Source organism: Anaeromassilibacillus sp. An172, assembly GCF_002160515.1.
GTDB classification, from domain to species: Bacteria; Bacillota; Clostridia; order Oscillospirales; family Acutalibacteraceae; genus Limousia; species Limousia pullorum.
The window spans coordinates 90,198-101,571 of record NZ_NFKS01000004.1; the positions used below are offsets into that span (position 1 = coordinate 90,198).

The window sequence follows — 11,374 nt, forward strand, 5'->3', positions numbered from 1 at the left end:
TGAGGTGACCTTGATGAAAAATTTGAAAATGCCCCAGAACTTTTTATGGGGAGCGGCTTCGGCTTCTTATCAGATTGAGGGAGCTTATCTGGAGGACGGAAAAGGCCTTACAAACTGGGATAATTTCGTAAGAATAGAGGGTAAAACCTTTAAGGGAACAACCGGCGATGTGGCTGTTGACCATTATCACAGATACAAAGAGGATATCGCCCTTATGGCAGAAGCCGGACTGAAAACCTATAGATTTTCAATAGCATGGGCAAGAATTTTCCCAAACGGCAGAGGAGAAGTAAATAAAAAGGGTATTGAGTTTTATAACAATATTATAGATGAATGTCTTAAATACTCCATAGAGCCTATGATTACCATATATCACTGGGATTTGCCCCAGGCTTTGGTTGATGAATACGGCGGCTGGGAAAGCAGAAAGATTGTTGATGATTTTGTAAACTATGCAACAACACTCTTTAAAGCTTTCGGAAATAAGGTAAAATACTGGATTACCTTAAACGAGCAGAATATATTTACATCTCTGGGCTGGCTTACAGCTATGCATCCTCCGGGAAAATTCGACGACCAAAAGACTTTTTATCAGGTAAACCACCACGCCAACATGGCTCACGCAAAGACCGTTATTGCCTACAGGGAAATGGGATTTACCGGAATGATAGGCGCAAGCTTTGCCTATACACCTTCTTACGCTCTCAACTGCGACCCTATAAACGCAATGTCAAAGGTTAACTACGACGATTTAAAAAATTTCTGGTGGATGGATATTTACGCTTACGGAAGATACCCGAAAGCCGCTATGAAATACTTGCAGGACAGAGGATTTGCCCCTGATATTCAGCAGGGCGATATGGAAATACTCAAAGAAGCCGCTTCAAAAATCAGCTTTATGGGCGTGAACTACTACCAGTCTTGTGTCTGCGAGTACAATCCTCTTGATGGCGTTACACCTTACGGAACAATGAACACAACAGGCAAAAAGGGAACAGGTGCAGTTGTGGGAATTCCTGGAGTTTATAAAAATCCGGCAAATACATTCCTTAAAACCACTGACTGGGATTGGACAATAGACCCCAGCGGCTTGAAATACTGCTGCCGTGAAATCACAAGCAGATATAATCTTCCAATAGTGATTTCTGAAAACGGCTTGGGAGCTTTTGACAAGCAGGAAGAGGACAAGAGCATCCACGACCCTTACAGAATAGCCTATCTCAAAGAGCATTTAAAGGCTTTGGCTGAAGCTTTGGACGAGGGCTGTGAGGTTATTTCCTACTGCGTGTGGTCATTTACAGACCTTTTAAGCTGGCTCAACGGCTATCAGAAGCGTTACGGACTTGTGTATGTTGACCGTGACGAAACAGACAGCGGAAGCCTTGACAGATACAAAAAGGACAGCTTTTTCTGGTATAAAAAAGTAATAGAATCTCAGGGAAAAGCCCTTTTTGATGAATAAGATTTACTCCTTTATCTCTTTCATATATTTCAAACAATCTCTGAAGAAACCCCTGCGCATTTAATGCGCAGGGGTTGGTTTTTTTATCAAGAGAAAAACACAACCTTTAAGTATAATAATTAAAGGCTGTGTTTTGTTATAGTTGATTTAACTGCCGAAATTTAAACTTATTCCATATTTTTCTTCGAGCTTTTCTGCATCCTCAGGATTGAAAATTTCATCTTCCGACGGCGTTTCCCTTATAACCAGAATTGCCGGAAGCTGTGAGGTTGAACCCACGGATACAAGGGTTGACTCAGGACCGTAACGATAAATATCACCGGAACAGGACAAAAGTCCTCCTTTTTCAACTTTGTAGTATTCCATAAAACTGTTTGATGTATAACCGGATTGGTCAATGCTTGTGACTGCCGCTTTGGTTTTTGAGCCTAACTCAGAACCTATAACCTCTTCGACAGTCATGTCCTCGGGAACTCTGAATGTAATGGCTATTTTACCTGTTTCTGAAAATTCTACGCCCTGTATTCCGGATGATTTTTCATCGGAACAACCGGAAAAACAAATTGTTATTGCTATTATTATTGTAAACAAGAGAGTTTTCAAAGCTTTGCTGTTCATTATTTTCCTCCGATATTTTTGTAACAAGAAATATATTTTTATACCAGTGGAGCGATTGCTGAACGTGCTTCCTCAAGAATTTTTTTCATTTTTTTCTTAGGAAGCATTGCTACAAAACCGTCAAGATTTGACTCTCCTGTTATGGCGTCACCCATCCATCCCTGCAAAGTTATCTCTGTTTTTGAGAAAATTATTCCGAAATTCTGCTGTTTAAGTACAACACCGTCGCCTTTTGACCAGCACTGTTCACCTTTTATAATTTTTTCCTTATAGCCGTTTGAAGAAACTATACGGGCAAACACGTTTTGCACTGCATTTACATCGTAGTCTTTGGTTACACGAATAGTAATACTTGTTCTTGGCATAATAATCACCTGCTGAATATTGTCAGCTTAATTCCTTTCTTATTAAATTTTATTTTAATTTGTGGTTACATTTCGGACAGTATTCGCTGTCTCTTGTGGTTTTACAGTTACATACTGGACATGAAATAAAGTTTACTCTTCCGTTTCCTACATCGCTCATATCCTGTACATTTTTGGAATAGTAAATTTTGCTTACAATCATCAGAAGCAGTATGATTATTCCGATTATGAGCATGCCTATTCCTATGTATTTTGTTATAATTACCCCTGCTTCATATTCTGTATAGGGAAGTCTGAATGTATATCCTCTTGCTGTGCTCATTTCTATATTGGTAATAATGATATTTATAAAGCCAATAAAAGTCATAAGTGCGCCTATAATAAAACCAATAATCTTTTTCATAAACTCACCCCCTCCCATTTGTAAAAATTATAGTACAAAAAGGTATTAGTGTCAATACCTTTAGTGCTTATTTAGTGCTCTAAAGGTCGTTGAATGACGGATAGAAGTATATTAGGATATAAATATATAGCCTATAGTGCAGAAAGGCGGTTTATATGGAGAGAGAAGATATAGCCAAAAATCTTGGCAATAATATAAAAAGGTTTCGTTTAGAAAAGGGATTCAGTCAGGAAAATTTAGCTTTGCGTGCCGGTATTCATCCGGCTTATTTGGGACGTCTGGAAAGAGGGGAAAAGTGTCCCACTTTGGACACGGTTTTTAAAATCTGTGACGCTCTTTCAGTTCCTGTGGCTGACATTATTACTTTTTCCGAAAAGGAGAACAAGTCTGAGGGAGATAAAAAGACTGTGGAAGAAATCCTTGAAAAGCTTCCTAAATCTAAACAGGACAAGCTTTTGGATATAATAAAAAATATTGCAGAGCTTATGGAATAAAAAAGGTCAAATGGATTGGAATTAACTTTCCTTTCCATTTGACCTTTTAAATATTATTTATTTTTTTCTTTAAGTCTTTTCGCCATGGATAAAAGCACCTCTAAGTCCTCTTTTTCCAAGGATAAAGATATATTGTAAAGTTCACGGACAAGCTGTGGGTCCTTTGTTTCCTCGTCAAAAAATTCCTTTGGGGTTACTCCCAAGTATTCGCAGATATACAGAAACTCGGATAGAGAGGGGAGAGCTCTGCCTGCCGATATACTCTGTACATAGCTTTTGCTGTGTCCTAAATCAAGGCTCATTTTATATTCGGATATACCCTTTTTAGTCCGCAGGATTGATATTCTGTCACGGATAAATTTATCATTCATTCCTATCACCTCATATAAACACAAAAGACTGCGGATTTTCCGCAGTCTTTTATATTTTATTTAATGAAAAATCAGGCTTTTTTATCTCCACGGATTTCTGTTCTTCTGATTTTTCCGCTGATTGTCTTAGGAAGTTCGTCTACGAACTCTACAACTCTCGGATACTTATAAGGTGCAGTGTTGACCTTTACATACTGCTGGATTTCCTTTTTAAGCTCTTCGCTCGGTGTGTAGCCCTTTGCAAGAACGATTGTTGCCTTTACAATCTGGCCTCTGATTGGGTCAGGTACGCCTGTGATTGCACATTCAAGACAGCATGGGTGTTCCATGATAACAGATTCAATCTCAAACGGTCCTATACGATAACCTGATGACTTGATGATGTCGTCTGTTCTTCCCACATACCAGAAATAGCCGTCCTCGTCTTTCCATGCGGTGTCGCCTGTGTGGTAGATGTTGTTGTCCCAAACTGTTTTTGTAAGCTCCGGATTTTCATAATATCCGTCAAACATACCACATGGCTTGCCCTTGTCTGTTCTCAAAACAATTTCACCTACGGAACCTGTTGGAACGCTGTTGCCGTCGTAATCGATAAGGTCGATATTATATGCAGGTGACGGCTTGCCCATTGAGCCTGGCTTTGGTGTTGTTCCAACCATGTTGAACAGTGTAAGAGTTGTTTCTGTCTGACCGAAGCCCTCCATAAGCTTCAAGCCTGTTGACTGCAAGAACTTGTTGTAAACCTCAGGGTTCAAAGGCTCACCTGCAACAGTTGCGTGCTTTATAGATGAAAGGTCGTACTTATCCAAATCTTCCTTGATGAAGAATCTGTACATTGTAGGCGGTGCGCAGAATGTGGTTATGTTGTATTTTGCGAACAATGGCAAAAGCTCGGCAGGTGTAAACTTGTTAAAGTCACATACGAAAATTCCTGCTTCCATAAACCACTGACCGTAAAGCTTACCCCACATGGCTTTCATCCAGCCTGTGTCGGAGATAGTCAGGTGAAGTCCGTCAGGAATTACATTGTGCCAGTATTTTGCTGTTACAATGTGGCCGATTGGATAGGTGTGGTCGTGCCATACCATCTTTGGCATTCCTGTTGTACCTGATGTAAAATACAGAAGCATTGGGTTTGTTGCGAGTGTTTCGATTCTGTCCATTGTGTCAGGATATTTTTCCAGCTCACTGTCAAAATCTGTCCATCCCTCGTGGCTGCCCTTTACGGAAATTTTTACCTTAACTGTAGGTGAGTCAGGCAATGCTGATTCAACATGCTCTATAACGTCGCCGTCTGTAGTGGCGATTATGCCCTTTACATGGGCTGCGTTAAATCTGTAAACATAGTCCTTCTTTGTGAGAAGATTTGTTGCAGGAATTCCTACAGCTCCGATTTTATGAAGACCTAAAACACAGAACCAGAACTGGTAATGTCTTTTAAGTACAAGTACAACTGTGTCGCCACGTCCAATTCCCAAAGAAGTGAACATATTTGCAGCCATTGTGCTGTATCTTGAAATATCGCCGAAAGTAAAGGTCTTATCGTTGCCAAAATCGTCTGTCCAGAGCATTGCACGTCTCTGTGGCTCTGCCTTTGCTATTTCGTCGATTACATCATATGCAAAGTTAAAGTTTTCCCCGTATACGGGCTGGAAATCTACCAATTTACCGTCAAAGAAAGTTTCACGGCAAAATTTCTGGTGTATATTTATCATGTTTACTTGATACCTCTTTTTGTTTATTTAAAAGACTTACTTGTTTTCTTTGTTTGGGCCGTGGATTGTGATTGCAAGGAATACACATTCTTCTCCGCCTGTTGCTATCATTCCGTGGTCCTCAGCGGAATTGTAGTAAACGCTGTCGCCTGCGTTGAGAATTTCTGTCTGTCCGCAGAACTGACATTTAAGAGAACCGCTTATAATATAGTCGAACTCCTGACCGGCATGTCTTGACATAATAATAGGCTTGTCCTGCTCTTCTTCAATATACGGAGCTTTTACAAGAAAACATTCCGCAAGCTTGTTTTTGAAACGGTAGCCGAGATGCTCATACTTAAATCCCTTACGGCGTGTAATGTTGAGGCCCTTGCCTTTTCTTACAACGCAGTATCTGGAAAGGTGAGGATTTTCTCCTGTGAGAAGCTCTACTATGTCAACTCCAAGCTTTGCAGCTACATTGTTGAGGAAAGTAAAGCTCAAGTCGCATGTTCCTGATTCATATTCAAGATATTTTTCCAAAGGAACATTTACAGCTTCGGCAACTTCTTCGGGTGTGTAGTCGCTGAGTTCTCTCAGGCCTTTAATTCGCTCTGCTATTTCAATAATACTTGTATCCATAATATCCCTCCGTCGGTAAAATAGTCTATATTTGTAAATATTGTCTTTTTAAGTATATATCACCTGTGTTCAGGTGTCAAGCTAATTTCTCAAAACTTGGAATGAATTTATGCATAAAAATACAAATAAGGTGAATAATTCACGTTAATTCAAGGAATACTGTGTATATTTACATAATGTATGGATTTTTGCGCTGTTTTACATATAATAAAATAGTGTTTGATTATATGGGCTTGTTCTGATATAATAAAGGTAATTTATAGAATTTAAAACAAAGGAGGAATTTTTTTGAAGTTAAGAAAAAGATTTATATCTGCTTTTCTTTCACTGTGCATGGTTATTTCTTTGGCTTCCGTGGCTGTCAGTGCTCAGGAAGAAGAGGAGATTTCTTATGCAACAAGCGAATATATCACATTTTCAAATCCTGACGATGACAATATCGGCGAAATAGTAGAGGATTTGTATGAAGCAAAAATGACTGTAATTTCCGGTCTTGAATCCTTGCAGAGAAAAATCGATGTGCGAGGCATGGGAGTTACAAGAGATGTTGTTCAGGATTTCTACATGAGTATTCTCTTTGATAATCCTCAGTTTTTCTACGTATTTACTTATTTGAAGTATGGATATGTAGGAGATGAAGTTCTTTATATTTACCCTCAGTATATCACATCAAATAAAAATCCCGGTGAGGATACAGATGAGGAAATAGCTAAGCAGAATATTGAAATCGGCAAAATGCAGGAGGCTTTTGATAGAAATACTCAGCAGCTTTTGTCAAGCGTAGATGAGTCTATGACCGATGAGGAAAAGCTTCTTGCTCTTCATGATGCATTGGTTTGTCATGTATCATACAGCAAAGAAAGCACTGGAAAATATAAAAACTCAATTTACACCGCTTACGGAGCTATCGTAGAGGGCACAGGCGTTTGTCAGTCCTATGCACTGGCTTATGAGTACCTTGTAAGACTTGCCGGAATACAGGATATTCACATTGTTTCAAATACAATTCATTCATGGAATATGGTTAAGCTTGACGGCAACTGGTACCATATTGATGCGACCTTTGATGACCCGGTAAGCGATGTTAACGGAAGAGTGCTGCATAAGTATTTCTTAATCAGCGACAAGAAGCTTTCAGAAAACGACAGCAGTGAAAGCCATGGAACATGGGCTCCAAATTATTCAGCAGAAAGCACAAAATACGACAGCGGCGATTATTACTGGCTTGATACCGAGTCCCAGGTAATATTTGACGGCGGAAAAATTTACTATGTGGATATGTCAAGCAATACGTCTGCCGGAAGTAAGATGGGAATTATTACACAGATAGACGAAAGTGGAAAGAAAACCCAGCTTGCAAAAACCGAAGACCTCTGGAGTGCCGGAACAGGTTTCTATGCAGGAAATTATACAAGACTTTTTAAAGAAGGGGATTACCTCTACTTTAATAATTCAACCACTGTTATGAGAGTCAATGTAAATGACTGCAAGCAGGAGGTTGTCTACACGCTTCCGGATGATATCAAAGAATCAAACTGCATTTACGGACTTAAAAAAGGTGACAATACAATTTACATTGGATACGGAAAAACACCTACCAGTGTTATGACAATTGTTGAATACAAATACGATTTCAACAGCGGTACAACTCCTAAATATGAAATGGGAGATGTGAACCATGATAATATTTTAAGCATTGCAGACGTAACAGCGGTTCAAAGTTATATTGCGGGAAACAGTGTAGAAATTGATATTTCCCTTGCAGATATGGACAAAGACAGCTTGATTACAATCGGTGACTGTACAGCCATTCAAAAGATTATCGCAGGAATGGCGGCTTAACAATCTAATAATCGACGGGCAGGAGATGAAAATCTTGTCCGTTTTTTATTTGTATGAATAATTGATTATAGCGGTTGATAAAATATTAACTTGTTGAATTATCATAAAAGTATTGAAAAATACATAAATAAATGGTACAATTTTATATGTAAGCTTTAACAGATAATAAAAAAGGAGTTGATATTTGATGTTAAAAAAGATGTTATCTGTTCTTATGGCGGCATCAATGCTTCTCAGTGTATTTGCGGTTTCTTTCACATCCGCAAGTGCTGCTGAATCGCCTCAAATTACCGGTGTAACCGGATATGCTGAAAGTGAGGACCCTACCCGTGTAATGGGTGACGCAGTAGACGGAAATACCGAGACTTTCTGGCATACAAAGTTTAACAGCAATGAAGTTAACTTTGAAACAGACACAAAGAACAGCTATTACTTGGATTTGGGTGCAGAATATTTTGTAGATAAATTCGAGTATGTGCCGAAGCAGAGAGCTGACAAGAACGGTAAGATTACAGATTTCGAACTTTACGGAACATTGGACACAGACAGAGAAAGTGCAGAGTGGTCTTTGATTACAACTGTAAACGGTTGGACTTATGGAACATCCGGCGAAGGTACAGAAAGTCATTCAGTAGAGATTGCTGATCCTAAGCCTTGGAGAATGATAAAGATTACAGTTAAAGGCTCAACAAAAAATGACGGAGATCCTAACAGCTTTATCTGTGCCGCAGAGTTCAGAGTTTTCGGAACTGAAGAGCCGTCAGAAGTTTCTGTATGGGAGTATGAAGAAGTAGGCACTGATTCTGCAAGAATTACAAAGTACAACGGAACAGATGTAAATGTTGTTATTCCTGAAACAATAGACGGAAGAACAGTTTCCTCTATCGGTGCAATGAGTACAAGCACATCAGTATTTAAAGAAGCTTACGACAAAGGCGTTATGATTGAAAGTGTTGAGATGCCTGATACAGTAGTGCTTATAAACCAGCATGCTTTCAGAGGTATAGCTTCTCTTAAAACTGTTAATCTGAGTCAGAATCTTACTGAAATCAGAACAAGTGCTTTCCTTGACTGCTCATCATTGGAGAAAATCGATATTCCTGCAACTGTTACAGATATAGGAAACAACGCATTTATCGGCTGTGAAGCTCTGAAAACTGTAATAATCAGAGGCAAAAATACATATATAAACAATGAAGGAGCTTCAGCTTATACAGCAGCTTTCGGATTTATGGAAATTTCCCAAAAGACAAAGATTGAGGGAATTACAATGGTTGGTGTAGAAAAATCATTTGCGCAGAGATATACAACGACATACCCACACATCGCTTTTATGACCATTGAAGATTATGAAACAAGACCTGAGCTTATGTGGGAATACACAATCAATGAAAGCAACAAGGAAGCAAGAGTTACAAAGTATCTTGGAAATGACGTAAACGTAGTTGTTCCCGATAAGCTTGAGGGATACGATGTAGTCGCTATTGAAGAATACACATTTAAGGATGCATATGATAAGGGAGTAAAGGTTGAAAGCGTTGTAATTCCCGATACAGTAATCTTTATCAGAGATAATGCTTTCAGAGGACTTGATTCTTTAAAGAGTGTTACAGTTGGAAATTCAGTAAAAACAATAAATAGATATGCATTCAGAGATTGTACCGGATTGGAAATTATTGACCTTCCGGCAAGCTGTAGTACACTTTCTGACGGATGCTTCATCGGATGTGCAAATCTCAAAACAATTATTATCAGAAGCGAAAATCCGTTTATTGATAATGCAGGAGCATCTTCATGGCTTGCAGCTATAGGATTTATGGATATAACCCAAAATGAAAAAATCGAAGGTATAACAATGGTTGGTGTTCCGGGAACAAATACCGAGAAATATACTCAGAAATATCCGCATATTAATTTCATGTCAATCGAGGATTATGAGAGAGGCGGAATTTTAGGTGATGTAAACGGTGACGATGAACTTACTGTTGACGACGCTACATTGATTCAGATGTACATTGTAGGAATGCCTGTTGAGAACTTTAATGTTGAGTTGGCAGATGTAAACGAAGACGGTCAAATCAGCATTTATGACGCAACATTGGTTCAGATTAAAATCGTAAATAAATAATTACAGAGACGTTGAAAAGTCAAATGTAAAAAGGGGAGAGGTTCACGCCTCTCCCTTGTATTTTGCAAAAATAAAACCGGCGGTTTTCCGATTTTGGATTACCGTCGGTTTTGTATGTACTAAAGATTAAATTACATTCCCAAAGCGGAAGAGTCAATGTACCAGCTGCCGTCAACCTTTACATAGCTCAATGACTGTGTTTCATCTTCAACACCATCTGCTTTTGCAAGAACGTCTGCTGTAGCTTTGTCACCGTCAATTTTGATGTTTGAAACTTCAAGCTTTACAGTTTTGATATCAAAAGGCATTGCTGACTCAAACTGCTCAATAATTGATGTGTAGTACTCGCTTTCTTTGAAGTCGTCCATTGACATTCCAAGAGCCTCGAGGGATGTTTCAAGCTGTTCCTTAACCTGAGCACCTGTTTCAGGCTCGATGCAATCGTAGATTCCCAAGATATCCATATCGTTCATGCATTTCTGGAATTTAGCTGTAACATCTTTGATTCCCTGTTCGTCTGCGCTGCCTGAATTTCCACCGCATCCTGCCAAAACAGTCATAGCCATAATCAGTACCAGAACAAGAGCAGATACTTTTTTCATTGTTTTCATTTTACTACCTCATTTCGTATAATAATTGGTGAGTACATTCTAATATAATTGTGCAGTTTTGTCAACACTTAATAAACTTAAATATAATAACATATAAATTATAAATGTGTTGTTTTAGTGTGGTTGAAATATAAGAGGTTAGTAATTGTTTAGGCAAATATAATTATTTTGTTTTTAGGTTAAAAAAATTTCCCGTCGCCTTATAACAACAGGAAATTTCTGTAATTTCTATTATGCAAGACCGCTGCCGCTTCCGTCAATGTACCATGTTCCGTCAATCTTTTTAAATGTAAGCTCGCTTGTGGAGTCTTCTACATCATCGGCGTTAAGTGTAACATCGGCTGTTGCGGTTTCACCGTCTATAACGATGTTTTCAGTGGTGAATTTTGCTGAACTTGGATTTGAGGAGAGCTGTGCAAAGAAGCTTGATGCGATTTCATCTTTAGTCATTCCAAATTCAGAAGCCTGGTCAATTACTGTCTGAACCTCGGCAGATGAATCAGGGTCGAAGCATTTGAGCATATCGTCAATGTTCTGAGTCTGAACACTTTTTTCAAACTGTGCTACAACCTCTTTGATTGCGTCTTCGTCGCTTGTTCCTGTTCCGCCGCATCCTGCAAATATTGCCACTGACAAAAGCACAGCAATAAGAAGAGCAGATACTTTTTTCATTGCTTTCATAATAATACCCCATTTCATATAATAATTGGTTACTAAATTCTAATACAATTGTACAATTTTGTC

Annotated in this window: 12 protein-coding genes; 4 read left to right on the forward strand and 8 right to left on the reverse strand. The window is 38.8% G+C overall.

Features of this window, described 5'->3' with window-relative positions:
- The first annotated feature begins 13 nt into the window (after positions 1-13).
- Positions 14-1,462 (forward strand): glycoside hydrolase family 1 protein, encoded by a 1,449-nt coding sequence (locus B5F08_RS03285; protein ID WP_087376400.1) that lies wholly within the window; start codon positions 14-16, stop codon positions 1,460-1,462.
- 147 nt (positions 1,463-1,609) lie between these two features.
- Here B5F08_RS03285 and B5F08_RS03290 read toward each other — a convergent pair whose 3' ends face one another.
- From B5F08_RS03290 to B5F08_RS03300, 3 genes are read right to left on the reverse strand one after another with little or no spacing between them, the layout of a single operon-like run.
- The gene (locus tag B5F08_RS03290; protein WP_087376401.1) at positions 1,610-2,080 is read right to left on the reverse strand and encodes a hypothetical protein; all 471 of its coding nucleotides are present in this window, start codon (positions 2,078-2,080) and stop codon (positions 1,610-1,612) included.
- Between the two features lie 38 nt (positions 2,081-2,118).
- Entirely contained in the window at positions 2,119-2,445 is a 327-nt protein-coding gene (locus B5F08_RS03295) for a hypothetical protein (RefSeq protein WP_087376402.1), read from the reverse strand.
- 49 nt (positions 2,446-2,494) lie between these two features.
- Positions 2,495-2,848: a hypothetical protein gene (locus B5F08_RS03300; RefSeq protein WP_087376403.1), complete on the reverse strand. Its 354-nt coding sequence runs from the start codon at positions 2,846-2,848 to the stop codon at positions 2,495-2,497.
- A gap of 155 nt (positions 2,849-3,003) precedes the next feature.
- Here B5F08_RS03300 and B5F08_RS03305 point away from each other — a divergent pair, with 155 nt between their 5' ends.
- On the forward strand, positions 3,004-3,342 hold the full coding sequence (locus tag B5F08_RS03305; RefSeq protein WP_087376404.1) for a helix-turn-helix domain-containing protein: 339 nt from the start codon (positions 3,004-3,006) through the stop codon (positions 3,340-3,342).
- A 53-nt stretch (positions 3,343-3,395) separates the two neighbouring features.
- Here B5F08_RS03305 and B5F08_RS03310 read toward each other — a convergent pair whose 3' ends face one another.
- From B5F08_RS03310 to B5F08_RS13505, 3 genes are all read right to left on the reverse strand, one after another.
- Entirely contained in the window at positions 3,396-3,713 is a 318-nt protein-coding gene (locus B5F08_RS03310) for a helix-turn-helix domain-containing protein (protein ID WP_087376405.1), read from the reverse strand.
- Positions 3,714-3,784: 71 nt separating this feature from the next.
- Entirely contained in the window at positions 3,785-5,428 is a 1,644-nt protein-coding gene (locus tag B5F08_RS03315; RefSeq protein WP_087376406.1) for an AMP-binding protein, read from the reverse strand.
- A 36-nt stretch (positions 5,429-5,464) separates the two neighbouring features.
- Positions 5,465-6,049, reverse strand: coding sequence for a helix-turn-helix domain-containing protein (locus B5F08_RS13505; RefSeq protein WP_087376407.1), 585 nt, complete (start codon positions 6,047-6,049; stop codon positions 5,465-5,467).
- 288 nt (positions 6,050-6,337) lie between these two features.
- Here B5F08_RS13505 and B5F08_RS03325 point away from each other — a divergent pair, with 288 nt between their 5' ends.
- Both B5F08_RS03325 and B5F08_RS03330 read left to right on the forward strand, forming a co-directional pair.
- Entirely contained in the window at positions 6,338-7,891 is a 1,554-nt protein-coding gene (locus B5F08_RS03325; RefSeq protein WP_087376408.1) for a dockerin type I repeat-containing protein, read from the forward strand.
- A gap of 187 nt (positions 7,892-8,078) precedes the next feature.
- Positions 8,079-10,019: a leucine-rich repeat protein gene (locus B5F08_RS03330; RefSeq protein WP_087376409.1), complete on the forward strand. Its 1,941-nt coding sequence runs from the start codon at positions 8,079-8,081 to the stop codon at positions 10,017-10,019.
- 131 nt (positions 10,020-10,150) lie between these two features.
- Here the strand turns inward: B5F08_RS03330 and B5F08_RS03335 are convergent, their stop codons facing one another.
- Together B5F08_RS03335 and B5F08_RS03340 are read right to left on the reverse strand one after the other, a co-directional pair.
- Positions 10,151-10,630, reverse strand: coding sequence for a hypothetical protein (locus tag B5F08_RS03335; RefSeq protein WP_087376410.1), 480 nt, complete (start codon positions 10,628-10,630; stop codon positions 10,151-10,153).
- A 231-nt stretch (positions 10,631-10,861) separates the two neighbouring features.
- Positions 10,862-11,311 (reverse strand): YybH family protein, encoded by a 450-nt coding sequence (locus tag B5F08_RS03340; RefSeq protein WP_158096198.1) that lies wholly within the window; start codon positions 11,309-11,311, stop codon positions 10,862-10,864.
- Positions 11,312-11,374: the final 63 nt, after the last annotated feature.